The sequence below is a fragment of the Labrys okinawensis genome (genome assembly GCF_002982075.1).
Classification (GTDB): Bacteria; Pseudomonadota; Alphaproteobacteria; order Rhizobiales; family Labraceae; genus Labrys; species Labrys okinawensis_A.
Window position 1 is genome coordinate 290,676 of the sequence record NZ_PUEJ01000005.1, and the last position, 25,791, is coordinate 316,466.

General features: G+C 63.7%; 30 protein-coding genes. 21 read left to right on the forward strand and 9 right to left on the reverse strand.

The genetic code is table 11. From position 1 onward, the window contains the following. Positions 1 to 40: 40 nt before the first annotated feature. Genes C5L14_RS15030 through C5L14_RS15045 form a run of 4 tightly spaced genes read right to left on the reverse strand, consistent with a single transcriptional unit; the run spans position 41 to position 4,149 of the window. Positions 41 to 667, reverse strand: coding sequence for an ABC-type transport auxiliary lipoprotein family protein (locus tag C5L14_RS15030; RefSeq protein WP_105863225.1), 627 nt, complete (start codon positions 665 to 667; stop codon positions 41 to 43). 16 nt (positions 668 to 683) lie between these two features. Then, positions 684 to 2,261, reverse strand: a complete 1,578-nt coding sequence (locus tag C5L14_RS15035; RefSeq protein WP_105862867.1) for an MlaD family protein — start codon at positions 2,259 to 2,261, stop codon at positions 684 to 686. A 56-nt stretch (positions 2,262 to 2,317) separates the two neighbouring features. Beyond that, complete coding sequence (locus C5L14_RS15040) at positions 2,318 to 3,124, reverse strand: ABC transporter ATP-binding protein (protein ID WP_105862868.1); 807 nt, start codon at positions 3,122 to 3,124, stop codon at positions 2,318 to 2,320. Between the two features lie 2 nt (positions 3,125 to 3,126). Beyond that, a complete protein-coding gene (locus C5L14_RS15045) occupies positions 3,127 to 4,149 on the reverse strand; it encodes an MlaE family ABC transporter permease (protein WP_105863226.1) in 1,023 nt (340 codons plus the stop codon). A 294-nt stretch (positions 4,150 to 4,443) separates the two neighbouring features. On the opposite strand from C5L14_RS15045, the gene dgcN reads away from it, so the two are divergent. From dgcN to C5L14_RS15060, 3 genes are all read left to right on the forward strand, one after another. Then, on the forward strand, positions 4,444 to 5,451 hold the full coding sequence (gene dgcN / locus C5L14_RS15050; protein ID WP_105862869.1) for an N-acetyltransferase DgcN: 1,008 nt from the start codon (positions 4,444 to 4,446) through the stop codon (positions 5,449 to 5,451). Positions 5,452 to 5,500: 49 nt separating this feature from the next. Beyond that, positions 5,501 to 6,187, forward strand: a complete 687-nt coding sequence (locus C5L14_RS15055) for a fumarylacetoacetate hydrolase family protein (RefSeq protein WP_105862870.1) — start codon at positions 5,501 to 5,503, stop codon at positions 6,185 to 6,187. Positions 6,188 to 6,271: 84 nt separating this feature from the next. Beyond that, a complete protein-coding gene (locus C5L14_RS15060; protein ID WP_105863227.1) occupies positions 6,272 to 6,766 on the forward strand; it encodes a DUF3237 domain-containing protein in 495 nt (164 codons plus the stop codon). A gap of 60 nt (positions 6,767 to 6,826) precedes the next feature. On the opposite strand, the gene C5L14_RS15065 is transcribed toward C5L14_RS15060, so the two are convergent. After that, complete coding sequence (locus C5L14_RS15065; protein WP_105862871.1) at positions 6,827 to 7,708, reverse strand: AraC family transcriptional regulator; 882 nt, start codon at positions 7,706 to 7,708, stop codon at positions 6,827 to 6,829. 239 nt (positions 7,709 to 7,947) lie between these two features. Between C5L14_RS15065 and C5L14_RS15070 the strand changes: the two genes are divergently transcribed. Together C5L14_RS15070 and C5L14_RS15075 are read left to right on the forward strand one after the other, a co-directional pair. After that, positions 7,948 to 8,979 (forward strand): NAD(P)/FAD-dependent oxidoreductase, encoded by a 1,032-nt coding sequence (locus C5L14_RS15070; protein WP_105862872.1) that lies wholly within the window; start codon positions 7,948 to 7,950, stop codon positions 8,977 to 8,979. A gap of 159 nt (positions 8,980 to 9,138) precedes the next feature. Then, positions 9,139 to 9,663, forward strand: a complete 525-nt coding sequence (locus C5L14_RS15075; RefSeq protein ID WP_105862873.1) for a universal stress protein — start codon at positions 9,139 to 9,141, stop codon at positions 9,661 to 9,663. 49 nt (positions 9,664 to 9,712) lie between these two features. Here the strand turns inward: C5L14_RS15075 and C5L14_RS15080 are convergent, their stop codons facing one another. After that, on the reverse strand, positions 9,713 to 10,879 hold the full coding sequence (locus C5L14_RS15080; RefSeq protein ID WP_146126920.1) for a hypothetical protein: 1,167 nt from the start codon (positions 10,877 to 10,879) through the stop codon (positions 9,713 to 9,715). A 369-nt stretch (positions 10,880 to 11,248) separates the two neighbouring features. Between C5L14_RS15080 and C5L14_RS15085 the strand changes: the two genes are divergently transcribed. The 4 genes from C5L14_RS15085 (at position 11,249) to C5L14_RS15100 (ending at position 14,308) form a co-directional block, all read left to right on the forward strand. Then, entirely contained in the window at positions 11,249 to 12,424 is a 1,176-nt protein-coding gene (locus C5L14_RS15085; RefSeq protein WP_105862875.1) for a caspase family protein, read from the forward strand. A gap of 8 nt (positions 12,425 to 12,432) precedes the next feature. Continuing rightward, positions 12,433 to 13,209, forward strand: a complete 777-nt coding sequence (locus tag C5L14_RS15090) for a M15 family metallopeptidase (protein WP_245443397.1) — start codon at positions 12,433 to 12,435, stop codon at positions 13,207 to 13,209. A 7-nt stretch (positions 13,210 to 13,216) separates the two neighbouring features. After that, complete coding sequence (locus C5L14_RS15095; protein WP_105862876.1) at positions 13,217 to 13,726, forward strand: SixA phosphatase family protein; 510 nt, start codon at positions 13,217 to 13,219, stop codon at positions 13,724 to 13,726. Positions 13,727 to 13,849: 123 nt separating this feature from the next. Next, complete coding sequence (locus tag C5L14_RS15100) at positions 13,850 to 14,308, forward strand: YccF domain-containing protein (protein ID WP_105862877.1); 459 nt, start codon at positions 13,850 to 13,852, stop codon at positions 14,306 to 14,308. A gap of 36 nt (positions 14,309 to 14,344) precedes the next feature. Here the strand turns inward: C5L14_RS15100 and C5L14_RS15105 are convergent, their stop codons facing one another. Continuing rightward, entirely contained in the window at positions 14,345 to 15,466 is a 1,122-nt protein-coding gene (locus tag C5L14_RS15105) for an aminotransferase (RefSeq protein ID WP_105862878.1), read from the reverse strand. An 81-nt stretch (positions 15,467 to 15,547) separates the two neighbouring features. On the opposite strand from C5L14_RS15105, the gene C5L14_RS15110 reads away from it, so the two are divergent. From C5L14_RS15110 to C5L14_RS15150, 9 genes are all read left to right on the forward strand, one after another. Further along, positions 15,548 to 16,090, forward strand: coding sequence for an XRE family transcriptional regulator (locus C5L14_RS15110; protein ID WP_105862879.1), 543 nt, complete (start codon positions 15,548 to 15,550; stop codon positions 16,088 to 16,090). 198 nt (positions 16,091 to 16,288) lie between these two features. Beyond that, positions 16,289 to 17,764 carry a YcjX family protein gene (locus tag C5L14_RS15115; RefSeq protein ID WP_105863229.1) on the forward strand — a complete coding sequence of 492 codons (1,476 nt, stop codon included), beginning with the start codon at positions 16,289 to 16,291 and terminating at the stop codon, positions 17,762 to 17,764. Between the two features lie 7 nt (positions 17,765 to 17,771). Beyond that, positions 17,772 to 18,794 carry a YcjF family protein gene (locus C5L14_RS15120; protein ID WP_105862880.1) on the forward strand — a complete coding sequence of 341 codons (1,023 nt, stop codon included), beginning with the start codon at positions 17,772 to 17,774 and terminating at the stop codon, positions 18,792 to 18,794. 115 nt (positions 18,795 to 18,909) lie between these two features. Continuing rightward, a complete protein-coding gene (dksA, locus tag C5L14_RS15125; protein WP_105862881.1) occupies positions 18,910 to 19,329 on the forward strand; it encodes an RNA polymerase-binding protein DksA in 420 nt (139 codons plus the stop codon). A gap of 262 nt (positions 19,330 to 19,591) precedes the next feature. Then, positions 19,592 to 19,966, forward strand: coding sequence for a hypothetical protein (locus C5L14_RS15130; protein ID WP_146126921.1), 375 nt, complete (start codon positions 19,592 to 19,594; stop codon positions 19,964 to 19,966). A gap of 69 nt (positions 19,967 to 20,035) precedes the next feature. Then, positions 20,036 to 20,521 carry a copper chaperone PCu(A)C gene (locus C5L14_RS15135; RefSeq protein WP_105862883.1) on the forward strand — a complete coding sequence of 162 codons (486 nt, stop codon included), beginning with the start codon at positions 20,036 to 20,038 and terminating at the stop codon, positions 20,519 to 20,521. Between the two features lie 14 nt (positions 20,522 to 20,535). Continuing rightward, positions 20,536 to 21,132 carry an SCO family protein gene (locus C5L14_RS15140; protein ID WP_209434102.1) on the forward strand — a complete coding sequence of 199 codons (597 nt, stop codon included), beginning with the start codon at positions 20,536 to 20,538 and terminating at the stop codon, positions 21,130 to 21,132. Continuing rightward, positions 21,129 to 21,575 carry a c-type cytochrome gene (locus C5L14_RS15145; protein WP_105862884.1) on the forward strand — a complete coding sequence of 149 codons (447 nt, stop codon included), beginning with the start codon at positions 21,129 to 21,131 and terminating at the stop codon, positions 21,573 to 21,575. The genes C5L14_RS15140 and C5L14_RS15145 overlap by 4 nt, the downstream gene beginning before the upstream one ends. Before the next feature lie 166 nt (positions 21,576 to 21,741). Beyond that, complete coding sequence (locus tag C5L14_RS15150) at positions 21,742 to 22,170, forward strand: CBS domain-containing protein (protein ID WP_105862885.1); 429 nt, start codon at positions 21,742 to 21,744, stop codon at positions 22,168 to 22,170. A gap of 89 nt (positions 22,171 to 22,259) precedes the next feature. Here C5L14_RS15150 and C5L14_RS15155 read toward each other — a convergent pair whose 3' ends face one another. Next, positions 22,260 to 23,186, reverse strand: coding sequence for a LysR substrate-binding domain-containing protein (locus C5L14_RS15155; RefSeq protein ID WP_105862886.1), 927 nt, complete (start codon positions 23,184 to 23,186; stop codon positions 22,260 to 22,262). Between the two features lie 117 nt (positions 23,187 to 23,303). Between C5L14_RS15155 and C5L14_RS15160 the strand changes: the two genes are divergently transcribed. From C5L14_RS15160 to C5L14_RS15170, 3 genes are read left to right on the forward strand one after another with little or no spacing between them, the layout of a single operon-like run. Next, positions 23,304 to 23,702 (forward strand): tautomerase family protein, encoded by a 399-nt coding sequence (locus tag C5L14_RS15160; RefSeq protein WP_105862887.1) that lies wholly within the window; start codon positions 23,304 to 23,306, stop codon positions 23,700 to 23,702. Beyond that, on the forward strand, positions 23,699 to 24,097 hold the full coding sequence (locus tag C5L14_RS15165; protein ID WP_105862888.1) for a cupin domain-containing protein: 399 nt from the start codon (positions 23,699 to 23,701) through the stop codon (positions 24,095 to 24,097). The genes C5L14_RS15160 and C5L14_RS15165 overlap by 4 nt, the downstream gene beginning before the upstream one ends. Beyond that, positions 24,094 to 24,690 (forward strand): DUF4865 family protein, encoded by a 597-nt coding sequence (locus tag C5L14_RS15170; protein ID WP_245443398.1) that lies wholly within the window; start codon positions 24,094 to 24,096, stop codon positions 24,688 to 24,690. The genes C5L14_RS15165 and C5L14_RS15170 overlap by 4 nt, the downstream gene beginning before the upstream one ends. Before the next feature lie 58 nt (positions 24,691 to 24,748). Here the strand turns inward: C5L14_RS15170 and C5L14_RS15175 are convergent, their stop codons facing one another. Further along, positions 24,749 to 25,765, reverse strand: a complete 1,017-nt coding sequence (locus C5L14_RS15175; RefSeq protein ID WP_105862889.1) for a patatin-like phospholipase family protein — start codon at positions 25,763 to 25,765, stop codon at positions 24,749 to 24,751. Positions 25,766 to 25,791: the final 26 nt, after the last annotated feature.

Genomic DNA, 25,791 nt, shown 5'->3' on the forward strand with positions numbered 1-25,791 from the left:
TTTGTTGTTCCAATCTGTTGTAGCTAAAACCTCATCGAAATTATGATGCCAGGGACGCCTTGCCCGTCGTCCAGGCTACGATCTCGATCAGCACTTTGCGCAGGGCCTGATCCAGGGCGCCGGAGGCCTGCTGACCGGTCAGGCCGGGAGCGGGAACCCGGGCGGAAAACAGATTGGCGGCGACGATGCGTCCCGATTTCTGGCTGACCACGCGAGCCGCGACCGTTACCACCGCCACGGGCGAAGCGCCTGCATCGATCTGGAAATCGCGCAGTTCCGTCACCAGCAGGGCGTCCGGCGTGAACTTGTCGTCGGGCCGCCCGACCATGCCGATGCGATGGGCGTTCTCGAAGGTCTGGATCAGACGCGCCTGCACCAGAAGGGGTAGGCGATCGGCCCATTGGGCAGCGGGCAGGTAGGAGATCTGGCTGTTGGCGCTATGCACCAGGATGCGCTCGCTGTTGATGGCCTGGAGCGCGGTCGGCTCGGCGACCATGATCTGGGCTCGGCTGTTGCCGCGCGCCTCGACGTCGCGGGGAGCGCTGAGGTCATAGGTGGTCGGTGGCGGCGAGCCGGCCAGCGTGGAACAACCGCCGGCCAGCAGAGCTGCTGTGAGCGTGAGGGCCTTGGCCGAATGGGCGGGCAGGGAGTGGAGGAGGGAACGCATACCGACACCACGCATATCATTTACCCTTGTAATCAGGGATATTCGATTTCGGCCCGAAGATCAGCTGTTGCGGATTGCGCTGAAGCCCGTTGAGAGTCCGCTGCAGATTCTGCAGGGTTTTCTGTCCGTCAACGGCCAATTGCCGATAGTCCCGCAAGCCGGCGCCGGTGAACTGGTCCAGATTTTTGGCCAATGCCGCCGTACGGGCGTCGAGATTGGTGGCGAATTGGCGGATTGCTTTGGCCGCTTCGGTAATCTCGGCGAACATGCCCTGGCCGCCCTGGCCGGATGTCATGTCCGCGATGTTCTTCATGATGCCGTCGAGCTGGTCGGCCGCGCGGTTGAGCTTTCTGGAGATGTCGCCGGCATCGGCGACCACCTGGCGGACCTGGGCGCTGGAATCGCCGAGGGTGGCGGCAAACTTGTTCACATTGGTGACGACGCCGTCGATCTTGGCAGGATCGAGAGCGGTCGCGACCCTGTTGAAACTGTCGAAGGCGGTGGCGAGCTTGGGCGTCATGACCGACAGGTCACCGGAAATCCTGCGGGCATCCTTGACGAAGGCCGTGATTTCATCGGCGCTCTGGCCGAGTGCGCCGGTAAAGGCTGCGACATTGTCGACCACCTTGTTGACCTTCGCGCCGTCGACCGCCGCGGTGATGCGGTTGATATTCTCGAGCCCGGCGTCGAGCTTGGGCGCCATCGCATTGAGCTGGGCCGTCAGCGAGGAGGCATTGGTGGCAAAGGCCTGCAGCGGCTCGCGGCTGTCGGCCAGCGTCTTGCTAAAGGCCGTGATGTTGTCGACGGCAGCCTGCGCCTTGGCAGCGTCGAAGGCCTTGGTGAAGGATGTCAGGTTGTCGGAGGCCTGGGAAACATTGCTGACGATGTGATCGATCTTCTCGGGTGAGACCGCTTTGAGCAAGGCCTGCAGATCGGATGTCATGCCGTTGAGGTTGTCGGCCACGCGCTTGATGCTTTGGGCAGCCTCGCCGGTGCTGTGCAGGAAGTCCGAGACATTGGCGGAATTGTCGGCGAGCGCCTTGGTGAAGGCCTGAACGTTCTGAATGGTCGCGGTGGCATTGGCCTCGTTCTGGGCGATCCAGCCATCCAGGCGATTCATGGTGGAGGCAGCCTGGGTGATGGTGTCGCGCGCGCCGTCGACCAGGTTCTGCAGTTCCGAGCGCTGGGCCTGGATCACGGCGTATTGCTGGTCACCCTTGGGCTTGAGATCCTCCGTGTCCGGCTTGCCGCCATAGAGCTGGATGTTCGCCCCTCCGGTGATGCCGGTAAATTCCAGTCTCGCTGAGGTATCCACCTTAACGGGAGTCTTGTCGCGCACGCTGATGATCGCGATCACGCCCGAGGGATTGTTGGGATTGATCTCCAGCGTTTCGACCTGGCCAACGCGGATACCGTTGAAGGTGACGCTCGAACCGACGGTAAGGCCCGTGACGGAACCGGCGAAATCCACCTGGAAACGCCGGACGGTCTGGCTCTCGCTGATGCGGGCGAACCAGATCACGAAGCCGAGCGCCGCGGCGACGACCGCAAGGGTAAACAGGCCGATCAAGGCGTTGTGAGCGCGTGTTTCCATGGGTCAAGCATTATCCATGTTCAGCTCGATTTCCATGCTCAGCTCGCTCTCCATGCTCAACTCGTTCTCTTGGCGCCGTTGCTGGCAGTCGCCAGGGCGGCACGGGCACGGGGGCCGTGGAAATAGGCGCGCAGCCAGGGGTGTTCGGAAGCGAGCATGGTCTCCATCGGGCCTTGAGCCAACACGCGTCCCTCGCCGATCGCCACGATGCGATCGCAGATCGCATGGAGGCTGTCGAGGTCGTGCGTCACCATATAGACGGTCAGGCCGAGTGTCTGCCTGAGCGTGGCGATCAATTCGTCGAATTCACCGGCACCGATCGGATCGAGGCCGGAAGTCGGTTCGTCCAGGAAAACCAGGTCCGGATCGAGGGCGAGGGCTCGTGCCAGCGCCGCGCGCTTGATCATGCCGCCGGAGAGTTCGGAGGGCCGCTTGTCGGCGGCATCGGGCTTGAGGCCCACCAGCGCGATCTTCAGCATGGCAAGCTCGTCCAGCAGTTTGGGCGAGAGCTTGAGATATTCGCGCATCGGAACCTGGATGTTCTGCTTCACCGTCAAAGAGGAGAACAGGGCGCCTTGCTGGAACAGCACGCCCCAGCGCCGGGCAATGCGCTGCTGTTCGCGCGGCCGCAGGTTGAGATAGTCCATGCCGAAGACGTCGATCTGCCCGGAGTGAAGTGGTGCCAAGCCGATGATGGTACGCATCAGCACCGATTTGCCGGTGCCCGAAGCGCCGACCACACCCAGGATCTCGCCGCGATAGACGTCCAGGCTGAGGCCGTCGAGGATGAAACGGGATCCGAAGTTCACCCTGACGTCGTGGGCGGAGATGATGACTTCGCGGGATTGGTCTGGGGGCGCCATGGTCAGAAACTGATCGATGCGAAGAAGATGGCGAAGATGCCATCGACCACGATGACGATGAACATGGATTTGACCACCGAGGCCGTGGTCTGGCGCCCGAGCGATTCAGCCGATCCCTGCACCTTGAAACCTTCGATGCAGGCCGTGATGCCAATCATCAACGCCATGACGGGCGCCTTGATCAGGCCGACCAGGAATGTGTGCATGGTCATCGAATCCCGCAGATTCTGCAGGAAGGTGGTGGGCGTGATGCCGCCATAGCCCCAGGCCACCAACGCGCCGCCGAACATGCCGGCCATCGCCGCCAGGAAGGTGAGCATCGGCAGCGCGATGATCAAGGCCAGGATACGGGGGATGACCAGAACCTCCATGGGATCGATGCCCATGACGTGCATGGCGTCGATCTCCTCGCGCATCTTCATCGAGCCGAGTTCGGCCGTGATCGCCGAACCGGACCGGCCGGCCACCATGATGGCGGCAAGCAGGAGGCCGACTTCCCGGAACATCAGCACGGCCAGGGTGTACACCACCAGCAGCGTGGCGCCATAATAGCTCAGCTGCAGGATCATCTGCTGGGCGAGAATGGCACCGACGAGGAAGGAGATCAGCGTGATGATCGGCACGCCCCTCAAGCCGATCAACTCGATCTGGTTCACCACCGCGGCCCAGCGAAAGCGCGTGCGCGCCGTGAGCAGGCGCCCGATCGCGCGCATGGTTTCGCCGAGGAACACGTTCATGTTCACGGCATCATGCACGATCCTGCGCATGGACTGGCCGAGATCGGCCAGAAGTTCGATGAGATGGTGTGCCTCGGGCGGTTGAGGGGGCGAAGTAATGTTCTGGGCCGCGATCTCCGCCAGCAGGATCGCCTGAGCTTCGGTGGCGTTGGTGATCTCGAGCGTGGAGTTGCGCGCGCCGAAGGCCGCCCGGATATTCTCGATGACGACTCCGCCGAGCGTGTCGAGCTGCGAAACGCCGGACAGGTCGAACTCCACCACCGTATTGGCCGGGGCGGCCTTGATCATGATCGCGGAGAGCTTTTCCAGATGGCGCGAATTACGCGCGACCCAGGCGCCTGTTGGCGCCAGCCGAGCGGGACCCGCCTGGGTCAGATCGCTGTTGTCTATGTCCGGCTCGGGCTTCAAGTTGCGAAACGCGCTCTTGCGGGGGAATCACTGGAGGTCATACTAGTCTCTCGGGCATGATGCGCAAAAAGCCCCGTGCTGCTTTTGCCAATATTTCTGTGCAGTCAATAGGATAGCGTGTGAGAGCGCGATCCGGCAACCACTGCGCGCAGGTCTTCAGGAAGGCGCCGTCCCATGCAAATCGAAAAGCCCTATCTGATGTTCGTCGGCGACGTGGCCGACCAGCTCGCCGCCAAGACCGCGGCGGGCATCGTCGACTGGCGCAGGGACTGGTGCGTCGGCCAGTTGCGGCTGCCGGGATGCCGGGCCGATCTGGGGCTGGAGGATCTCGATATTGCCGAGGGTGTCCGGCGCGGCGCCAGGACCCTGGTGATCGGCGTGGTCAATGCCGGCGGCGTCCTGCCGGAGCACTGGATCAGCGTGATCGTCGAAGCCCTGGAAGCCGGGCTCGACGTCGCCTCCGGCCTGCATCGCCGGCTGGAGGAGTTCCCGCAGATTGCCGACGCTGCCCGGCACCATGGCCGGCAGCTCCACGACGTGCGTATCCCGTCCCAGAGTTTCGCCACCGGCAAGGGCAGCAAGCGCAGCGGCCTGCGGCTGCTCACCGTCGGCACCGATTGTTCGGTGGGCAAGAAATATACCGCCCTTGCTCTGGAGCGTGAAATGCGGGCCCAGGGCCTTGATGCCGATTTCCGGGCCACCGGCCAGACCGGTATCCTGATTTCTGGCCGCGGGGTCGCCGTGGATGCGGTGGTGGCCGATTTCATTTCCGGCGCCGCCGAATGGCTCAGCCCGGAGGCAGATCCCCATCATTGGGACGTGATTGAAGGGCAGGGCAGCCTGTTCCATCCCTCCTTCGCCGGCGTGACCCTCGGGCTGCTGCATGGCGCCCAGCCCGACGCCTTCGTCGTCTGCCACGAACCGACCCGCAGGACCATGCGCGGTGTGCCGACAGCCTTGCCGAGCATCCGCGCCGTCATCGACGCCACCATCGCCAATGGCCGCCTCACCAATCCCGGCATTCGATGTGTCGGCATCGCGGTCAACACCCAGGCTCTGGACGAGGCAGCAGCGAGGGCCTGCCTAGCCGAGATCGGTCAGGCCGAAGCCCTGCCGACGACGGATCCCGTCAGATTTGGCGTGGCCGATATCGTCAAGCGCGTGAGAGAAATATTCGGCTGATTGGGGCCCGCCGGTGCGATGAATTCCAGATAGTCAGGAAGATCTTGTGATGAACTATGTCATTGAACCGCCCTCACAGCCTGTCGTGGCCGTCGCCGGGGAAACCGGCCTCTTTCCGGTGCGCCGCATCTGGTGCGTCGGGCGCAACTATGCCGATCATGCCCGGGAGATGGGAGCCGATCCCACGCGCGAGCCACCCTTCTTCTTTGCCAAGCCGGCGGATGCCGTCAATCCGGGCGGCCTGCTGGCTTTTCCGAGCCAGACCTCGGACCTGCACCATGAGATCGAACTGGTGGTCGCCATCGGACGGGGCGGGCGGGACATTCCGGTCGAACGGGCGCTCGAGCATGTCTATGGCTATGCCGTCGGCCTCGACATGACGCGCCGGGACATCCAGGCCGAAGCGAAGAAACTTTCCAGGCCCTGGGAGCTTGCCAAGGGCTTCGACCAATCCTGTCCGATCAGCGCCATCGTGCCGGCCGCGCGCATCGGTCACCCCGACAAGGGCAGGATCGAGGTAACGGTCAACGGCAAGGTGCAGCAGTCCGGCGATCTGTCGCAGATGATCTGGTCGGTGCCGGAGGCGGTTGCCTATCTGTCGCGCTATGTGGCGCTGGCGCCCGGCGATCTCCTGATGACCGGCACGCCGGCCGGGGTCAGTTCGGTGAAGCCCGGCGACACCCTGCGCGGCTCTTGCGAGGGGATCGGTGAGATCGTCGTGAACTATGAGAGGTAACCGGGCTGCGGCCCAATTTTCAATGAGAACGACGATGCCCTCAAGGAGGGCGATCGGTTCCTTCCTGCCAGGGAGTTGTTCGAAATGCCCTCTCCATCTCTCAACGGATTGCCGGACGTACAAAGGGGCATCCACACCAGACCCCTCTTTGTGATGACCCTGGACGTGGCAAAGCCGATCGGCTTTGGGACGACGCCAAATGGGGATCGGCGTGTCGGCGTCGTCGCCGGCGGCCGTTTCGAAGGCGAGCGGTTGTCCGGCGAGGTGCTCGATGGCGGCAGCGATTGGCAGATCGCGCGGCCGGACGGCAGCACGACACTGGACGTGCGATTGATTCTCAAGACCGTGGATGGCGCCCTGATCGGCATGTCCTATCGGGGCCTGCGGCACGGACCTCCCGATGTGATGGCGGAGCTGGCGAAAGGCGGTCGGGTCGAGCCGGCGGACTATTATTTCCGCATCACCGGCACCTTCGAAACCGCCTCGGCGAACTATGATTGGCTCAATCGTGTTCTTGCCATTGGTATCGGCGACAGGCAGCCGGGAGGGCCGGTCTACAGTCTTTTCGAGCTGCTCTGACGCGTTGTCGGCGCGTCTTTGCTTCCCCCGATGGCAAGCTGCTCCGGCCTGGCGAAAAAGCTACTTCAACGGCAGGTTCACCGCCGTCAGCCATTCGGAAGGTGGCGCACTGCGGGGATCGTTGAGATATTCCTCGAAGCAGGGCGCATCGCCCGGCTGGCGCCCGGAATGCGGCAGCCAGCTATGATAGAGAAAGGCATAGGCCACATCGAGATCGGCATAGGGACCCTTGTGCACCAGCCGAGCCACCGAGCCGCCACCGACCTCACGCCAGACCATGTCCGGGCCGAGCGGGCTGTCTTCCGGCACCGAAAGGCCTGCCTCCGAGCGCAAGTCCGCCACGGGCTTGCTGTCTGGATCGTCGTAATAGATGCCGATCAACCGCACGCCCGGGCGCAGCAGGCCGTGGCCGCCTGCCCAGGCAAACAGGCGCTCGAAACTGGCACCGATCTTCTGGTAATCGCCGCGATGGGGCAAGGTCACCAGCCTGAGTCTGGGCACGGTCTCGATGGTGACGTCGTAATGCAGGGCGGAGCGCAACGCGGTCGCACGGGTCATGGCTTGTGATCCTGATTGCTGGGATACCGGGCGCAGATCCCGCCCGGCGCGCCGATAGGCGGCCGGCGGCAGGCCATGGGAGGCCGCAAAAGCGCGGGTGAAAGCCGCCACCGATCCGTAGCCCGCCCGGCTGGCAATGCGTGCCAGGGTATGCTGGGAGCGATTGAGCTCGACGGCAGCGCGATGGAGGCGCAGCCGCCGCACAGCCTCTGCCACTGTTTCTCCCGTGACCGCGACGAAGACGCGGTGGAAGTGGTAGGGCGAGAAGCAGGCAATGTCGCTGAGATCGTCGAGTTCGAGCCTGTCATCGAGATGATCGGCGATGTGGCTCATCACCCGCTCGATGCGAGCGGCATAGGCGAGGCTGGTTTCGTGGCGGGTCATGATCTGTCTCCGGTGGCCTCACCCTAGCTGCGCTGATTTGATCATGATTGCGGAGTTGACGAGGGCATGCGCTTCGTTGACTTTGGTCAGCCTTGCTGCCCTAGAGCAAAGCGTGTTTGGACGGAAACGCCGCATTTGCTCTCACTCTTTGATTGGACGCGTCTTTGCGATTCTTGGCGATTCCGCCAAATCGCAAAACGCTTTAGAAGCTGCTCTGTGAACCACCCATCGGACAGATCATGACTGAGATTATCAAGACCGACGTGCTCATCGTCGGCGCCGGGCCCGTTGGCCTGTTCTCCGTATTCGAACTCGGTCTGCTCGATATAAGGGTGCATGTGGTCGACATTCTCGACAAGATCGGCGGACAATGCGCCGAGCTCTATCCGGAAAAGCCGATCTACGACATTCCGGGCTTCCCGATCGTCACGGGGCAGGAACTGGTCGACAATCTTCTCAAGCAGATCGAACCTTTCTCGCCCGTTTTCCATTTGTCGCGCATGATCTCGACGATCGAGCGTATCGGCGATCCCCTGTTCCGCGTCACCACCGACGCCGGCGACGTCTTCGAGACCAAGACCGTGGTGATCGCTGCCGGTGGCGGCTCCTTCCAGCCTAAGAAGCCGCCGATCGACGGCATCGAGGCTTATGAGGGCAAGTCGGTCTCCTATGCCGTCAGGCAGATGGAGGCTTTCCGCGACCGCTCCGTCCTCATCGTCGGCGGCGGCGATTCCGCTCTCGACTGGACGCTCAACCTGCAGCCGATTGCCAAGCGGGTAACCCTGATGCACCGCCGCGATGCCTTCCGGGCCGCGCCGCATTCGGTGGAGAAGATGCGGGCCTTGGTGGCAGAGGGGGCGATGGACCTGAAGTTTGGGCAGGTGGTCGGCCTGGAAGGGGCGGACGGCCAGCTCACGGGCGCCGTGATCAAGGAGGATGCCGACACGGTCTACACCTTGCCGGTCGACCACATGCTGCCCTTCTTCGGTCTGACCATGAAGCTCGGGCCGGTGTCGAGTTGGGGGCTCGATCTGCATAATGACGAATTGGTGCTGGTCTCCACCGAGACCTTCGAGACGTCGCAGCCGGGTATCTTCGCCATCGGCGACATCAACTGGTATCCCGGCAAGCTCAAGCTGATCCTCTCGGGCTTTCATGAAGGCGCGCTGATGGCGCAGAAGGCCTTCCGCTACATCTATCCCGAGAAGCGCCTGACCTTCCAATACACGACCTCGTCCTCCTCCCTGCAAAAGAAACTCGGAGTGCTCTGAACTTTTCGGCATCCTAAGCGTTTGCAATTCGTCAGGGGGCCCTATATCGATTAGGTACAGCCGTCCACGGATGGTTGGGGCGTGCTCTTTCAACTGAGGCGTGACGCCATAACGTCTATTCTGTTCTGCGCGTCAGCTCGGCCAACGGGAGTAGACAAGATGTTCAAGTCGATCGTCGTTCCTGTCGATATCGCAGATCTGAAACTGGCCAGACTCGCCATCGACAGCGCAGTGAAACTTGCCGATACCGCCGGCGCGACGCTGACCCTGGTCCATGTCGTGCCCATCATGCCCCTGATGATGCTGGATACGGTGCCCGTGAGCTTCGAAGGCGAAGTCGCCGAGAAGGCGAAGGGATCGCTTGCCGATCTCGCCCGCACGGTGCTGCTCCCGGGTGGCCAGGTGCAGAGCGTGGTGCGGATCGGCGGCATCTATCATGAAGTGCTGGCAATTGCCGAGGAGCAGCGCGCCGATCTCGTGGTGGTCGGCTCGCATCAACCGAGCGTCGCGACCTATCTGCTCGGCTGCAATGCGAGCGCCATCGTTCGCCATGCCGGCTGTTCGGTGCTGGTCATTCGCGAGGAGAAGCCGCACGCCGAGGATAGCACCGACGACGTGCCGCCGCATTTCGCCTCGGTCGACGATGCCATGCGGGCGGCCTGGGAGGCCGACAAGCTGCATTGAACTCCAAGGCGGTCATAGACCTTAGCTTTGCGGGGCTTGGCGCACGTCTTCAGGCGCCGCAGGCGGCCATGGCGTCGTCGAGTGTCTTGGAGGCGTCTTCGGTCGGGATGGCTTCCGACCGGCCGACCGCCTCGCCGGCCTTGTCAAGCACGGCGACGGTGAGATTGCCGCTCCTGCGCAAATCCCGGACATCCTTGGCGGCGAGCAGGGCGGCAACGCTTTGTTCGCCGTTACCGGCCGCTTCCACGCTGTCGATCGCAATCTGACGCCCTGCAATCCTGAGCGATCGCGCCGAGACGGCGGCAGCCCGCATGCGCTCGAGGTCGAGCGGCGCCAGGGCCTTGAAGGAAAGTTCCAGGCGCGCTGTCTTGCTGTCGCGGCAGGCGAGGGCGACACGGAACTTCTCGCTGGCGAATTCCGCGGTTGCCGGCAGTCCCGTCGTCTGGATGAGGGTCCAGCGGCCATGACTGGTCGGCAGAGTGCCCGGGGCCGTCTTGAGCCCCACACTCGGCTTGGCAATGGCGGCCATCGGCTGTTCGCTTCCCGTCTTGCCAAGTAGACTCGATGCCAGGACAGGCTCATCGGAGGCGGGCAGCAGGGCGGTGGCGACCCCGACAGGGATCCATTGGCTTTCGGGCAGCACGTCGAGGCTGTTGAAGGGAGTGCGCAGCGTGGTGGTGAAGAATGCCTCGTTCACCCCCATGGTCTTGACGAAATCATAGACGCTGACGACCTCGCGGCCGTAGTCGCGCACGATCTGGCCCATTTCGCGGGCATCGAAGCTCTCGCCATCGGTAAATTGCGGCGAGAACTGATGCACGCCGACTTTTGAGCCCGGCACGACGAAACGCGCGGTGCCGCCCAGCATCACCATGGTGCAGGCCGAAAAGCAGCCGGCCTGATCGAAGACCGGCTGGCCGCGCTGAAGTCGGGCCTGGCCGATCACGGTCGTCCATCCGGCTTTGCGGATGCGCCGCCCCATGATCAGGGCGGGCTGCACCTTGCCGCCGACTGACTCGAAAGCGATGATGACCTTCGGCGCATCGCCCGGCGGCACTTGCCCGTCCGCCGGTTCCCCGGGCAGTACACCGCTCAGGCGGTTCTGCGAGAGGAAGACGGCAAAGTTTCGCGATGTTTCGTCGACGATCTGGCCCGAGGCATTGATCACCACGCATCCCGGGCAGGATTTGCCGGAAGCGACGATGCTGAACTGCATGGGCTGAGAATCATCGCCCGCTCGGGCTGTACCGGACGCTGCGAGCAGCGCGAGAACCGCGAGGCTGGCCTGTTGGCGCGGCCGTGGCATGAATTGTTTCGCAATGGCGGTTGCCTGGCGCAAATCCACGGCCTCTCCGATCCCGTACACAACACTTGGGTGGCAGCCTTCATGGCCGCAAGCGCTGCTTCGTTGCAAGGATGAAATCGGCGAAATTGCCTTGAATCATGAGACGGTTGGGAGGCGTGACAATCCTGCCACAGCCATCGGTTCCAAAAAATTGCGTAGGGCACCGGTTGTGCTTTTTCGCGCGTTCGATGTGTTAACAAAAGGTGATACTCTACCAAGCTGTACAAGACCGGTCGGGCCATGATGATGCGACGTTATGTTTGGGGTCTTTTTCTCCTCACCGGCCTGCTCCTGGGAGGCGATGCTCTGGCGGCCCAGAAGGCGGCGCTGGTGATCGGCAACAGTGCCTATCGGTCGGTGACGCCTCTGGTGAACCCGGCCAACGATGCCGACGACATGGCGGCGGCGCTGGGGCGGATCGGCTATGCGGTGACGCTGGTCAAGGACGGCGACCTGGCGGCGATGAATGACGGTCTGAGGGCCTTTCTGCGCGACGCCGATCATGCCGACAGCGTGGTGGTGTTCTATTCCGGCCATGGCGTGCAGGTGAAGGGGCGCAACTACCTGGTGCCGGTCTCGGCCAGGATCTCGGACGAATTGGATCTGGACACCCAGACCCTGTCGCTGGACAAGCTCCTGGAACTGGTCGACAGCGCGGCGCCGAAGGTGAAGATCGTGATCCTGGATTCGTGCCGGGACAATCCCCTGACGCGCCAGCTGACCCGGGGGGCCGGCACGCGCGGACTGGCGCGTATCGATCTCGACGCCTCCTCGGCCAAGGGCACGCTGATCGCCTTCTCCACGGCGCCGGGCTCGGTGGCGCAGGACGGCAGCGGGCGCAACTCGCCCTTCACCACGGCGCTGCTCGCCCATATGGAGACGCCCGGCCTCGACATCCGCCAGATGTTCGGCCAGGTCCGGGCCGATGTCGACCAGTCGACCCAGGGCGGCCAGACCCCCTGGGTGAACGAGGCCATCATCGGCTCCTTCGCCATGGCCGGAAAAGTGGAAACGCCGCAGCCGGTCAAGGCAATAGAGGTCGAACCTCAAGCTGCTGCTCAGCCAGCGCCCCAGCCGGTCGTGGAGCCCCAGGCGCAGCCCGAGCTACAGCAGCAGGCGGCGGTCGAGCCGGTAGAACCCACGCCTGCGCCCCGCAACAACCAGGTTGAATTCATTTTGCCGGATTCAGGCACAAGGCGATTGAACTGGAACGATATTTCGAGCCTGTCCGGACAGCAATTGCGCCTGGCCCGCAACGAAATCTATGCGCGCCGCGGCCGCTATATGAAGGACACGCAATTGCGCGCCTATTTTTCCCAATTCTCCTGGTACCGCCCCTGGACCTGGAATGTCGAACTCAGCGCCGTCGAGAAAGCCAATGTCGCTCTGATCCAGCGCGCCGAGGCTGGTCAATGAGAAGTGTCATGCGTGCCGGAATGCTGGCCTTCGGGCTGTCGACAACGCTCGTGTCGACGGCGATGGCCGACCCGACCCTGGATGTCCTCGTGGCGGCCTATCCCGACTTCATTGCGCGCTACGACGCCAAGGATCTCATCCTTAAGAATGGCCAGCACATCGCGCTTTCCGACGGCGCCGCTGACAAGACGCCGCAACAGCGCATCGAGAAGGCCGATATCCGGGACATGTTCGTCATGCCCTATACGCTCGGGGCCCGTTACAAGCAGCCGGCCACGCCGGCAGACGATCCCGGCCGCGCGCGAAACCAGGCGCTGTTCGATGCCATGTATGGGGATTGCACGAAAGGCCAGGTCAAGCTCAAGACCATCCAATGGCTTCCCCGCTTGGGCGGCGGTTCGCTGCGCGTAACCACCGCCAACGGCGTTGCCGATCGGCTGGAAGCCGTCTCGCGCGACCTCGAAGCCCTGCCGGCCAAATTTCATGTCTATCTCAAGCCTTCGGCTGGTACTTTCAACTGCCGCGTGATCGCCGGCACGTCACGCATGAGCATGCATGCCTATGCCGCGGCGATCGACATCAATGTGAAGTTCACCGATTATTGGCGCTGGGGCGGGGCCAAGAAGGAGACGGACAAGGTTTCCTACAAGAACCGCATCCCGATGGAGATTGTCGAGGTTTTCGAAAAGCACGGTTTCATCTGGGGTGGAAAATGGTACCACTACGACACCATGCATTTCGAATACAGGCCTGAAATCATAGCGTTGGCAAAGAATTCCAAGTGATTGATTGATGAAGCGTCTGATGTTGTTGCGGCACGCTAAGTCGGACTATCCCGCCGGCGTTTCCGATCACGAGCGCCCCCTTGCGCCGCGGGGGCAGCGTGACGCCCCACGCATGGGACGGGAGATCGCACGCCGCGGCCTGTTGCCCGATCATGTGGTCGTCTCGACTGCTCGCCGCACACGCGAGACGCTAGCCTTGATCGAAGGTAGCCTGGGGCCGCATACGCTGCATTTCGAACGGGCGATCTACGAGGCGCCGCCGGAAACGATATTGCGCGTGATCCGGGCGGTGACGCCCGACGTGCAGACGCTGCTGGTCGTCGGGCATAATCCCGGCTTGGAACAGATCGCGGCCTTCCTCACGCGGGGCGCGGGGACGGCAGCCGACCCGCTCAGCGGCAAATTTCCTACGGCCGCGCTTGCCGTTCTCGACTTCGAGCTCGATGATTGGGCCGGGATTGCCGGGCACCAGGCCACGCTGGCCTTGTTCCTTTCGCCGAAGATGCTGGATCGCTAGACCGGTTGCGATTTGACGGAACATAGAGTTGGAGAAAGTGCGGCCTGGAGAAGCTGCGCTTTGCTCTAGAGCAAATTCTCGCCTGATTTTCTTGCAAATGCAGGAGATTGGAAGGAGAAGCTTATGCGATTGATCGGGAACCTGATCTGGTTCGTCTTCGGGGGCGTCGTTCTTGGCACCGCCTGGTTTCTGCTCGGCCTGCTTGCCTTCATCACCATCGTCGGAATTCCGTGGGGACGGGCTTGCCTGACGATCTCGAATTTCTGCTTTTTTCCGTTCGGGCGCGAAGCGATCAGCCGGCGTGAACTCTACCAGAGGGACGATATCGGTACTGGCGGCCTCGGCCTGATCGGCAATGTGATCTGGTTCGTCTTCGCCGGCCTTTGGCTGGCAATCGGCCATGTCTGCTCGGCACTTTTCTGCTTCATCACCATTATTGGCATTCCCTTCGGCATCCAGCATCTCAAGCTTGCCGGCATCGCCATTGCCCCGATCGGGCAGACCATCGTCTCCAGGGAGGTGGCCGAGGCAGCTCGGCAAAACAGCGCGCAAGCGCGCGTCGAGACACTGAGACGCCGATAAACAGGCAATGCCGATAATGCGCTGGATGACAGCGTGTTAGTCGAACTCTTTCAGGAATTGGCTCACGCGTGCCAAGCCCTCGCGCAGGACGGTGCTGGCATTGGCATAGCCGATGCGCAGATATCCCTCCATGTCCATGGCGCTGCCAGGCGTGAACAGCACGCCGGTGCGCTCCAGCAGGCGGATGCAGAAGGCTTCCGAAGCGATGGGGAGGTCGTATTTCAGGAGGGCCGTGGTGCCTGAGCGAGGCTTGATATAGCTGATCCGCGGCTCGTCCCTGATCCAGGCATCGAGAATGGCGAGATTGCCGCGCACGATCGAGCGGCTGCGTGCCAGGACCTTGTCGCGATTTTCCAGCGCCATGGTGGCGAAATGATCGTCGATCATGCCGACGCTGATGGTGTTGTAGTCGCGATGGACGGAAACGGCGTGGATCAGATCCATGGGCCCTGCGATCCAGCCCAGGCGCAGGCCCGCGAGCGAATAAGCCTTGGACATGCTGGCGGTGCTGATGCCCTTTTCGTAGAGATCGGCCATGGAGGCGGTGAAGCCCTCGCCCTCCTGGTCGATGCCGCGATAGACCTCGTCGCACAGCACATAGGCGCCGCAGGCGCGGGCGATGGCGGCGATCTCTCTCAAAAAGGCTTCGTCCATCAGAGCGCCGGTGGGATTGTTGGGGTTGTTGATGGCGATCAGCTTGGTGCCGGGGAGGGCGAGGCGGCGCAATTCTTCGAGATCGGGAAGGAAGCCGTTCTCCTCGCGCAGTTTCAGGATCTGTACGTCGGCGCCGTAACTGGCGGGGATCGAGTAATGCTGCTGATAGGTCGGCAGCACCGAAATTACGCGGTCGCCCGGGTCGACCAGGGTCTCATGCACCAGGGCATTGGCCCCAATGGCGCCATGGGCCACCACGATGTTCTCGATCTTCTGCCTGGCATAGGTCGCCGCGATGGCGGCACGCAGCCGATCGCTTCCCTCGATGGCACCATAGGTCATCTTCATCGCGAGCAGGTCTTCGAGGGCGCTGCGGGGCTTGCCTGCGATCTCGAGCAATTGCGCGATTGTCAGCGACTCGACGCAGGTCTCCGCCAGATTGTGTGAACAATGGTTCTCATACCCGTTCATCCAAATCTCGACGCCGAAATTGCGAATTTTCATGCCGATTGCCGTCCTGCCTGTTGCGCATTATATTGCTCATTCATATGTGCATTATATTGCGCAGTCAAGGAACGAGATGAAATGGCGGATGTGCTCGTCCATGTCGGGGCCAATGTCAGACGCCTGCGCGCGGCGGCAGGATTGAGCCAGGCGGCTCTCGCGGAAGCCAGCGGCCTCAGCCGGCGGCTGATCGTGGCTGTGGAGGCGGGGGACGCCAATATCTCCCTGGCCAATCTCGACCGGCTGGCCGGTGTCCTCGGCGTGGATTTTGGAACCATCGTCCGCGATCCGGGCCAGGCCGGCAATCAGCGTGTCGACCAGCTCGGCTGGCGTGGGATGCATCCCGACAGCCGCGCCGCTTTCCTGGGGGCTGCTCCGGCGCGAAACACTGCGGAGCTCTGGATCTGGAGCCTCGGCGCCGGCGATCGCTATGACGCGCTACCGGACGCCGAAGGCTGGCGCGAAATGCTCTACGTCGTCGAAGGCGTGCTGATCGTCGAGACGGCCGGCGGCGGCAAGGTCGTCACGACAGGCGATTTCCTGATCTTCGACAGTTCGCAATCCTACAGCTACGTCAATGCGGGACAGAGCATCGTGCGCTTCGTGCGTAATGTGGTGTCGTGACGGAAGCGAAGAGGCGGACGAGACGTCGGCGGTCCCAGCCGCGGAGGTTCCTGCGCAAACCTTGTTCGGTTCACGAGGGTAGCGCCGAGACGGGGACCGCGGACGTCTCGTCGGCCTCTTCGCCTCTGACGGTTGTCGTCGCGGGTTTCAGGACGAGTGCTGGAATTTTGCCGCGCTTGCCCTTAAGTGATGCGGACCATGCCGCCACAAGCCTCCTCCTGGATGTCCGTGTTCGACGAAGCGCTGATCGCGGCCAAGAGCCTGGCGGGCTTCGCGGCGTCGAGCTTCAATCCGACCGTCCGGCTTGGCGTCACCGGCCTTTCGCGCGCCGGCAAGACCGTGTTCATCACCGCTCTGGTGCAGGCCCTGGTCGAGGGAGGCCGCCTGCCGGTGTTCCGTGCGCAGGCCGAGGGACGCATTGCCGGCTCCTCCCTGTCGCCGCAGCCGGACGACACCGTGCCGCGTTTCGACTACGAAGCCCATCTGGCGGATCTGGCTGGCCCGGCGCGGCGCTGGCCCGATTCGACGCGCCAGATCTCGGAACTGCGTCTGGTCATCGATTTCCAGTCCAACCGGCGCTTTGCCGCCGGCATGTCGCGCCTCACCCTCGACATCGTCGACTATCCCGGCGAATGGCTGCTCGATCTGCCGTTGCTCAATATGAGCTATGCCGAATGGTCGGCGCAGACGATTGCCGCCAGCCGCGAGGGATCGCGCCTGGCCATTGCCGGCCCCTGGCACGAAATACTGGTCAGGCTCGATCCGGCGGCCGCGGAGAACGAGACTTTGGCGCGCGAGGCGGCGGCCTTGTTCACCGCTTATCTCAAAGCAGGGCGCGACGAGCGCTTCGCGCTCTCGACCCTGCCGCCGGGGCGCTTCCTGCTGCCGGGCGATCTCGACGGTTCGCCGGCCCTGACCTTCGCGCCGCTTGATCTCTCCAGGGCCGGGGAGGTCAAGGCCGGCTCTCTCCATGCCATGATGGAGCGACGTTTCGAGGCCTATAAGCACAAGATCGTGCGCCCCTTCTTCACGCATCATTTCGCGCGGCTCGACCGCCAGATCGTGCTGGTCGACGCGTTGTCCGCCCTCAATGCCGGCCCCCAGGCCGTGCATGATCTCGAGACCGCCCTGACGTCGGTGCTGTCGGCCTTCCGGGTGGGCGCGAACAACTGGTGGTCGGCGATCTTCCGGCCGCGCATCCAGAAAATCCTGTTCGCCGCGACCAAGGCCGACCATCTCCATCACACCAGCCATGACCGGCTCGAGGCGATCCTGCGCAAGATGGCGGATGGCGCCATCGGCCGGGCCGCCTTTTCGGGGGCCAGCGTGGATGTGGTGGCACTCGCCTCCATTCGCGCGACCAGGGAGGCCAGCGTCAAGCAGGGGCGAGAGAACCTGCCCTGCATCATCGGTACGCCCATGGCCGGCGAGCGCTCTGCCGATGAGGTTTTCGATGGCGAGGCCGAGATCGCCGTGTTCCCGGGCGAACTGCCCGAAGACCCCAATGCCGTGTTCTCGGGGGGCGGCTTCAACGGTCTCGAAAACCTCCGGGAAGGCGGGGTCGACTACCGTTTCATCCGCTTCCGGCCGCCGAGGCTGGAAGACGGCCAGATCTTTCCCCATATTCGCCTGGACCGGGCACTCGAATTCCTGATCGGTGACAAACTGGCGTGAGTGAATAATGACGGAACCCCGCAAGCCGCGCGCCTTCCGCCTCGACGACCCCAATGTGGTGATGGCCGACACGCCGGTTGCGGCTGCGATGCGGCGCGGCCATGTCGTGGTGACGCCCGAACCGGAAATTTTCGAGGAGGTGGCTGCCGAACCCGTCCCGCAACGGCCGCACCGTTCGCGCTGGGGCACCTTGTTCTGGTCGGCGGTGGGCGGGCTCGTGTCCCTGACTATCGGCCTTTCTCTTACCAAGCTGATCGACGACCTCTTTTCCTATGCCGGCTGGCTCGGCTGGCTCGGCGCTGGCCTCGCCGGGCTGGCGGCGTTGGCTTTCGCGGTCATCGCCATCCGCGAGATCACCGGCTTGATGCGGCTGTCGCGCATCGAGCATCTGCACGACCGGGCGCTGCTGGCCATTGCCAAGGATGACCGCGACGCGGCACGCGGGCTGTCGCGCGATCTCGTCAAGCTCTATGCCGCCAATCCGCGCATGGCCAGGGCCCGCGCGGCAGTGGAGGCGGCGGCCGGCGATATCGTCGACGGTGCGGACCTGATCAGGGTCACAGAGCGCGAACTGATGGGACCGCTCGATGCGGAGGCCCAGCGGATCATTGCCGATGCGGCCAAGCGGGTGTCGCTGGTCACCGCCGTCAGCCCGCGCGCCGTGGTCGACATATTTTTCGTGGGGGCGGAGACGCTACGCGTGATCCGGCGGCTCGCGACCCTCTATGGGGGGCGGCCGGGCGGGCTGGGCATGATGCGCCTCCTGCGCCATGCCCTCGGCAATCTTGCCGTCACCGGCGGGATGGCCGCCGGCGATTCCCTGATCAGCCAAGCTCTCGGCCATGGCCTGGCCTCGCGCATATCGGCCAAGCTGGGGGAAGGCGTCCTGAACGGCATCCTGACGGCACGCCTCGGGCTTGCGGCCATGATGGCCTCCCGGCCGATGCCCTTCGATGCCTTGCCGAGGCCGGGTGTGACGGACGTCGCCGGAGGCCTCATTCTAAAGAGCAAGGAGGACGCGGCCGGCTAAGCCATGTGCACAACTTTATCGTTTTCAACGAATCGGTGACAACGAAGAGCATTGTCGTAACGCGTCACTGCGACTATAGACCTCTCGCCCAGTAGCGGAGTGTTGGGATTCTTACATGACTTCATTGAGTGTAGATACCAATTATCGGCCGACTGACGACGAGCCTTTCATGAACGAGCGTCAGCGGGACTATTTCCGGCGCAAGCTCAATGCCTGGAAGCTCGACATCCTGCGCGAAGCGCAGGATACCATCGCCAATCTGCAGGCCGAGAACGAGAACCACCCCGATCTAGCCGATCGTGCCTCTTCGGAAACGGATCGTGCCATCGAACTGCGAGCCCGGGATCGCCAGCGCAAGCTGATCTCGAAGATCGATGCGGCTCTTGCCCGTATCGATGACGGCTCCTACGGTTATTGCGAAGAAACGGGCGAACCGATCTCGCTCAAGCGTCTTGACGCCAGGCCGATCGCGACCTTGTCCCTGGAGGCCCAGGAACGGCATGAGCGCCGCGAGCGTGTCTATCGCGACGACTAGAGCGCCCGACGATCGCCGGGTCATTCCGGAATCGCGTGGACGCATCGAAACAGGCGAGTGAGGCAAGCGCGCGTTCAGGCATGAATGCGTTGAGCTCAGGAGATTTGTCGACTGCCGGTCTTCTCAGCTTCATCGGGCGATGGAGCTGAGAAGACCGGCATTTTTGTTTTCGGGGACGCCTGGTGGCCCGCCTTGGCCCGGGCTGCTCATGCGCCATGGCGCCGCCTTGACTTTCGGCGATGGCTTAGCTGCATATGCGGCCATGGTTCTGTCCCGCCACCTCCCATTGCTGCGGCAATGCCTGGCCGCCTTGCTTGCCCTTGGGCTGCTGCTCAATGGCATGGGTGGTTCGCTGGCAAGCGAGGAGAACCGGGGAGGCACCGCGACCGTCGTCATCGCCGGCACGATCGTGACGGTCTGCCAGTTGGGTGATGCAGACGCTGGCGGCAAGGTCCATGGCGGCCACTCCTGTGACCAATGCGCACTCCGTCTGGCGCCGGTGCTGCCGCAGGCCCTTGCGGTCGCCAGCATCATCCGCTTCCCGCAGATCGTCAGGCGCCGCCCCCCACAGGGCTTTTTCGCGGTAATCCGGCAGGACCACAGGCCCGTCTGGCCACGCGGACCGCCGATAGGCTGAACGGTTCATCGCTTTCGTCCCTTCTCTGCAGCCTGTGCAGGGCTGCTCGATTCCGTTCAGGTATTCCCCATGAAACTCGTTCCATTTTTCGGCGCTCTCGCGCTTTCCTCCGCGCTCGCTATCCCCGCGCTCGCCCATGACTACAAGACCGGCACGCTCCAGATCGCTCATCCCTGGACCCGGGCCACGCCGCAGGGGGCTCCGGTGGCAGGCGGCTACACCATCATCGAGAATACGGGTGATCAGCCCGACAAGCTGATCGGCGGCAGTTTCTCGGTATCCTCCGGTTTTTCGATCCACCAGATGTCGAACCAGGACGGCGTCATGAAGATGGCGCCCGTCGAAGGTGGACTGGAAATTCCCGCTCATGGCAAGGTTGAACTCAGCCCGTCATCCTTCCATCTGATGTTCACGGGGCTCAAGCAGCAGCTCAAGCCCAACCAGTCCATCGACGGCACGCTCGTATTCGAGAAAGCCGGGACGGTGCCGGTGAAATTCAAGGTCGAGGCCATCGGCGCCAAGCAGCCTGCGCAGGCTGACCACAGCAACCATTGAGATGGGAGGCGTCCATGGCGCTCAAATCCAATCGTCTGCAACTGGTCGTTCTCGTTGCGTTGCTCGCCGTGCTGGCGGCGGCCGGCGTGCTCGCCCTGCAGAGCATGGGCGGCAAGCCGACGGCCCAGTCCAGCTTTATCGGCGGTGATTTCAGCCTGACCAATCAGGATGGCAAGCCGGTGACCCAGGCCACTTTCCTGGGCAAGCCGACGGCCTATTTCTTCGGCTACACCAATTGTCCGGATGCCTGCCCGACCACGCTGACCGACATGACCGACCGCCTCAAGGCGCTCGGGCCTGACGGAGACAAGTTCAACGTCGTGTTCGTCTCGGTGGACCCGGCACGCGATACGCCGCAACTGCTCAAGACCTATCTGGAAAGCTTCGATCCGCGCATCACCGCCGCCACCGGCACGCCCGAGCAGGTGGCCGACATCATCAAGAAATTCCGCGTCTACGCCAAGAAGGTCGGGGAGGGGGACGGCTACACCTTCGATCATTCCACGGCGGTCTACATGATGAACGCCAAGGGCGAACTGGTGACGCTGATCGACTACCAGGCGCCCCGTGAGGAGGCGCTGGAAAAGATGCGTCGCGCGCTCACCTCGTGAACAGGCTCGTCTGGTTCGGTCTGGCCGCGGCACTCGGTGGTGTCGCGGTCGGGACTTTCATTGCCTTGCGTTCCGTCGGCGAGGTCGCGCCGCCTCCACCGCCTGCGCAAGCCGTTGCCGACATCCGCCCACCGGACGCAACCTTCGGCCCGGTGTTCGAACCTTGCGCCCACTGCCACCAGATCGGGCGCGGCGCGCGCTCGGCGACGGGGCCGATCCTGCAGGGGCTTGCAGGCCGCAAGGCCGGCACGCTGCCAGGCTATCCCTTCTCGCCGGCCATGCGGGCGAGCGGGTTGACCTGGGACGCCGCAACGCTCGACCGCTTCATCGCCGCGCCGCAGGCCGTGGTGCCGGGCACCCGCATGATCTATCCCGGAATGGAGGATGCCGGCCGGCGCAAGGCCCTGGTCGAGTTCATTCTGAAAGCCGGCTCGGGCTCCTGAGGGCTCAATCCGTAAATCGATTCACCAAATGGTTGCATTCGAACCAGCCCCTTGCGCGATGGGCGTGCAGACGCCATCATCATGGACGGGGCTGGTCGTCCCTCGTCGGGATTCTCCCCCAAGATCAAGACGCTGCAGGCGCACGTTCAGTCTGAGGAGAGTACCCATGACCGTTGCACAGATCCTGAAGGGCAAGGGCCGCGACATCGTCACTCTGTCGCCGGACGCCACCATTGCCGACGCTTCGCGGACGCTCGCCGAAAAGCGCATCGGCGCGGTGTTGATCACCAACAAGAACGGCAGCATCGCCGGCATCCTGTCGGAGCGCGATATCGTTCGCGCGTTGGCCAAGGCTTCGGCCGAAGGGTTCGAACATCCCGTCTCCAAGCATATGACGGCCAAGGTCGAGACCGTTCACGAGCAGGACACCATTCCCCACATCATGGAAAGGATGACTTCCGGCAAGTTCCGCCACATGCCGGTGGTCGAAAATGGCCTGCCGGTCGGCATCGTCTCGATCGGCGACGTGGTGAAGTTCCGCCTGGCCGAAATGGAGGCGGAGGCCAAGGCGATGCGGGAATATATTACGGCCTGACCTTAAAGTATTTTGTGATCCGGCGGAGCTGCCGTCAAAGGCAAGAATGCCTTATGTTCGGGCGGGACCGTGGCTTGCCCCGGCATCGCTCACGCGACCTTTTTCGGAAGAAAAGGCTGGCTCAGGCTCTCCCGCATGATTTCGCTCAGTCGATCCGTGGCGGCGTTGTGCTGCGCCTGCGTGCGGTGCAGCAGCAGCGGCAGCATCGGCAGCCGCGTCGGCAGCCCGCTTTCCTCGCCGAGTGCGGCAAGATGGCCCGGCAGCCCGATCTCGGTGCGCAGGGTCACGCCCAGCCCACTAGAAATGGCCGCCCATAGACCGGCGAGGCTGGTGCTCGTCACCGCGATACGCCAGGCAATGCCGGCACGGTCCAGCGTTTCGGTCGCGACGCTGCGGAAGAGGCATGGGGCTTCGAACATCACCAGCGGCAATGGTTCATCCGGCTGTGGCTGCCGATCGCCGGGGCGCTGCCCGGGCAGGCCGCCGCGGGGGCCGATCCAACGCATGGCGATATCGGCGAGATGCTCGCCGGCCATGGCCGCCGGAGCCTCTCTTGTTTGGTCTCCCCAGGCGATGGCGAGGTCGAGCTCGGCACTGGCGATCCGTTTCAGCAGGTCGGCGTTGCGGGCAAGCCGGGTTTCGATGCGTGTCTTCGGGTGGGCGCGTGCGAAGCGCCCGAGGATTTGCGGCAGCAGCGTTTCTCCCAGATCCTCCTGCACGCCGAAGCGGACATGGCCGGCAAGATTGGCCCCGCTCAGAGCGGATACCGCCTCGTCGTTGAGAGCCAGCAGGCGGCGCGCATAGGTCAGCAGCGTTTCGCCCGCCTCGGTCAGGGCCAGGCCACGACCGGCCCGGCGGAACAGGGCGGTTCCAGCCTGTTCTTCCAGCTTCTTGAGCTGGGCGCTTACGGCGGAGGTCGAGCGGCCGAGATGGTCCGCGGCGCGGGCATAGCTGCCCAGTTCCATGCCGGTGACGAAGCTGCGCAGGACGTCGATATCGAAATTGACCAGACGCATGAGGATTGTCCTGTTTTTCAGGATTATATATCAAATATTTCCTGATTTTCAGGATGAATATGCGGTGACATGATGATGTGGTCAAGGCAGCAGGCCTTGCAGTCGAGGACATCACTCATGCCTTTCGCCCGCATTTCGCTCCGCAAGGGAAAATCTCCCGATTATCTCCGCGCCCTGTCGGACAATCTGCATCGCGCCCTGGTCGAAGCCTTCGAGGTTCCCCCGGCCGACCGTTTCCAGGTCATCGAACAGCTCGATCCGGAGGCGCTGGTCTACGACCGCGGCTATTTCAGCGGCGAGCGTTCCGATGATTTCGTGCTCATCGCCATCACGGCCGGGCGTCCGCGTAGCACGGCGGTGAAGCAGCAATTCTACCGGCGCGTGGTGGAACTGCTCGGGCAGGCGCCGGGCCTTCGCCCCGACGATGTCATGGTCGTCGTCACCACCACCGAACGCGACGGCTGGTCCTTCAGCAATGGCCTCACCCAGATGGTGGTGGAAGAGGTACCGGCATGACCGGGCCGGGCCTTCCCCGCGAGATGGCCGTAATCCGGGCCGGCGGGGCGATAGAGATGGCACCTGAGGGTATCGCATCCGCGCCTTTCCGGGTGGAACATCTGATCGCGGGAGCGCGGGATGGCGAGCCCACGGCGATGCGCGCCATGCTGGATCCGGGCGTGCGCACGCATTGGCACAGCCATCCCCTCGGACAATTGCTGCTGGCGGTGAGCGGCAGCGGCCTGGCGCAGCGGCGCAACGGCCCGCTCGTCGAACTCGATCCGGGCGACGCGGTCTGGTTCGCGCCCGGGGAGTTGCATTGGCACGGAGCTGGCCAGGTCGATGCCTTCGTCTATGTCAGCGTCCAGGCCCTGCAGAACGGCCGGGCCGTCGATTGGCACGAGCCGGTATGAGGAGAGCCCCGCTGGAAGCGATGCACTATGCCATCACCCTGCCGGCCGATTACGACATGGGGATCATCCGTGCCCGGGTCGCCAGCAAGGGTCCCTTGCTCGACGATTTTCCGGGGCTGGGGCTCAAGGCCTATCTGATCCGGGAAAGGGGCGTGCGCGGCTCCACAGTCAACCTCTATGCCCCCTTCTATCTCTGGGTTTCGCCCGAGGGCATGGGCCGGTTTCTCTGGGAGGGCGGAGGCTTTGCCGGCCTCGTCGCCTCTTTCGGCCGGCCGTCGGTGCGGCGCGGGGCTGGAATTTCCTGCCTGCCCGGCCCGTCATCGCTGTCCCAAGCCCGCTTCGCGACACTGCGGGAGCAGTCGATCGCGGCCGACAGCGATCCGGCGAGTGCCATCGCCGAGGCACGCGAGCAACTGGCCCTTGAAGCTGCCGGGGATGGTAGCTGCCTGTCGGCCTTGGCGGTCGATCCGACCGACTGGAAGCTGACGGTGTTTCGCCTGTGGGATCGCGAGCCGCCCGGCGAGGTGGGGACGGTTTATCAGGTGCTGCATCTGTCGAGGCCCGGCGGCGCCGGTCTGTTCGCCACCCAATGATGGGGCTGCCGGCCCTCCGCGCCGTTGGAGGCGGGAGGCTTGCGCCGCGTGAACGGAGCTAGGCCAGCGCCGCCATGGTTTCCTTGATGTCGTCGAGGGACTTCAAGGCTGCCTCGGCGCCCATGTCGATCGCCTCGGCGGCACGATGGAAATCGAAGGGCGAGATTCGTCCGAGGCGCGGCCCGATCGAGACATCGGGGGGATCACCGGCCAGCCGCGAGCGCGAAATGCGATCCTGGGTGATGTTGAAGGCTTCCATCATCACCGTATGGATGCCGGGGGAGTTGCGCCGCTGGCGTGCCTCGCTTGGCCGGGCGAAGCCGAAGCCGCGGCGGACCATCGAAGTGGCGGCGCCGAGGCCATTGCGCTTGCGCATGGGCACCGGCGGATCGTCCATTTCGTTCGAGGTGGCGCCGAACGTATGGATGACGCCTCCGCGGCCGGTCAACTCGCCATTGAGATTGACAGCGATCACCGCCCGGGCGCCGAGGGCGCGCGCGGCCGAGACGGGCACGGGGTTGACCAGTGCGCCGTCCATCAGCCAGCGTCCGCCGATGCGCACGGGCTCGAAAATGCCCGGCAGGGCATAGGAAGCCCGCATGGCGGTGACCAGATTGCCGCGCGTCAGCCAGATTTCATGTCCCGGGCCGATTTCGGTGGCGATCGCCACGAAGGGAATGCGCAGATTCTCGATCTGCATGCCATCGAGCCCGTTCTGCAGGAGGAGGGCCAGCTTGGTGCCGGACATCAGCCCGCTGCCCCCGAAATTGAGATCGAGAAAATTGAGAACACGGCGCTTGGTGAGACTGCGGGCCCACTCCTCGATGTCGTCGAGCCTGCCGGCAATATAGCAGCCGCCGACCACCGCTCCGATCGACGTGCCCGCGATGACGTCGACGTCGTAGCCTGCTTCGACCAGCACGCGGATCACGCCGATATGGGCAAATCCCCGCGCGGCACCGCCGCCGAGGGCTAGACCCAGAACTGGGCGCGGCGGCTTGACGACTTCGTCCTGCGGAGGCGGAGGCAATTCCGCCACGTTACCCTGACCTCGCCGCGGCAAACTCTGAAACATGATGCATTCCTGACCCGAGAAATACG

Excerpts from the sequence above, each read along its gene's own strand:
- C5L14_RS15065 (WP_105862871.1), bottom strand. The coding sequence starts at position 7,708 with ATGACCCGCCACGAAACCAGCCTCGCCTATGCCGCTCGCATCGAGCGG.
- C5L14_RS15100 (WP_105862877.1), top strand. The coding sequence starts at position 13,850 with ATGCGATTGATCGGGAACCTGATCTGGTTCGTCTTCGGGGGCGTCGTT.
- dksA (WP_105862881.1), top strand. The coding sequence starts at position 18,910 with ATGACTTCATTGAGTGTAGATACCAATTATCGGCCGACTGACGACGAG.
- C5L14_RS15075 (WP_105862873.1), top strand. The coding sequence starts at position 9,139 with ATGTTCAAGTCGATCGTCGTTCCTGTCGATATCGCAGATCTGAAACTG.
- C5L14_RS15150 (WP_105862885.1), top strand. The coding sequence starts at position 21,742 with ATGACCGTTGCACAGATCCTGAAGGGCAAGGGCCGCGACATCGTCACT.
- C5L14_RS15135 (WP_105862883.1), top strand. The coding sequence starts at position 20,036 with ATGAAACTCGTTCCATTTTTCGGCGCTCTCGCGCTTTCCTCCGCGCTC.
- C5L14_RS15055 (WP_105862870.1), top strand. The coding sequence starts at position 5,501 with ATGAACTATGTCATTGAACCGCCCTCACAGCCTGTCGTGGCCGTCGCC.
- C5L14_RS15175 (WP_105862889.1), bottom strand. The coding sequence starts at position 25,765 with ATGTTTCAGAGTTTGCCGCGGCGAGGTCAGGGTAACGTGGCGGAATTG.
- C5L14_RS15170 (WP_245443398.1), top strand. The coding sequence starts at position 24,094 with ATGAGGAGAGCCCCGCTGGAAGCGATGCACTATGCCATCACCCTGCCG.
- C5L14_RS15140 (WP_209434102.1), top strand. The coding sequence starts at position 20,536 with ATGGCGCTCAAATCCAATCGTCTGCAACTGGTCGTTCTCGTTGCGTTG.
- C5L14_RS15030 (WP_105863225.1), bottom strand. The coding sequence starts at position 667 with ATGCGTTCCCTCCTCCACTCCCTGCCCGCCCATTCGGCCAAGGCCCTC.
- C5L14_RS15095 (WP_105862876.1), top strand. The coding sequence starts at position 13,217 with ATGAAGCGTCTGATGTTGTTGCGGCACGCTAAGTCGGACTATCCCGCC.
- C5L14_RS15085 (WP_105862875.1), top strand. The coding sequence starts at position 11,249 with ATGATGATGCGACGTTATGTTTGGGGTCTTTTTCTCCTCACCGGCCTG.
- C5L14_RS15110 (WP_105862879.1), top strand. The coding sequence starts at position 15,548 with ATGGCGGATGTGCTCGTCCATGTCGGGGCCAATGTCAGACGCCTGCGC.
- C5L14_RS15130 (WP_146126921.1), top strand. The coding sequence starts at position 19,592 with ATGGTTCTGTCCCGCCACCTCCCATTGCTGCGGCAATGCCTGGCCGCC.
- C5L14_RS15090 (WP_245443397.1), top strand. The coding sequence starts at position 12,433 with ATGCGTGCCGGAATGCTGGCCTTCGGGCTGTCGACAACGCTCGTGTCG.
- C5L14_RS15040 (WP_105862868.1), bottom strand. The coding sequence starts at position 3,124 with ATGGCGCCCCCAGACCAATCCCGCGAAGTCATCATCTCCGCCCACGAC.
- C5L14_RS15160 (WP_105862887.1), top strand. The coding sequence starts at position 23,304 with ATGCCTTTCGCCCGCATTTCGCTCCGCAAGGGAAAATCTCCCGATTAT.
- C5L14_RS15105 (WP_105862878.1), bottom strand. The coding sequence starts at position 15,466 with ATGAAAATTCGCAATTTCGGCGTCGAGATTTGGATGAACGGGTATGAG.
- C5L14_RS15070 (WP_105862872.1), top strand. The coding sequence starts at position 7,948 with ATGACTGAGATTATCAAGACCGACGTGCTCATCGTCGGCGCCGGGCCC.
- dgcN (WP_105862869.1), top strand. The coding sequence starts at position 4,444 with ATGCAAATCGAAAAGCCCTATCTGATGTTCGTCGGCGACGTGGCCGAC.
- C5L14_RS15155 (WP_105862886.1), bottom strand. The coding sequence starts at position 23,186 with ATGCGTCTGGTCAATTTCGATATCGACGTCCTGCGCAGCTTCGTCACC.
- C5L14_RS15120 (WP_105862880.1), top strand. The coding sequence starts at position 17,772 with ATGACGGAACCCCGCAAGCCGCGCGCCTTCCGCCTCGACGACCCCAAT.
- C5L14_RS15060 (WP_105863227.1), top strand. The coding sequence starts at position 6,272 with ATGCCCTCTCCATCTCTCAACGGATTGCCGGACGTACAAAGGGGCATC.
- C5L14_RS15115 (WP_105863229.1), top strand. The coding sequence starts at position 16,289 with ATGCCGCCACAAGCCTCCTCCTGGATGTCCGTGTTCGACGAAGCGCTG.
- C5L14_RS15165 (WP_105862888.1), top strand. The coding sequence starts at position 23,699 with ATGACCGGGCCGGGCCTTCCCCGCGAGATGGCCGTAATCCGGGCCGGC.
- C5L14_RS15035 (WP_105862867.1), bottom strand. The coding sequence starts at position 2,261 with ATGGAAACACGCGCTCACAACGCCTTGATCGGCCTGTTTACCCTTGCG.
- C5L14_RS15045 (WP_105863226.1), bottom strand. The coding sequence starts at position 4,149 with ATGATCAAGGCCGCCCCGGCCAATACGGTGGTGGAGTTCGACCTGTCC.
- C5L14_RS15080 (WP_146126920.1), bottom strand. The coding sequence starts at position 10,879 with ATGCAGTTCAGCATCGTCGCTTCCGGCAAATCCTGCCCGGGATGCGTG.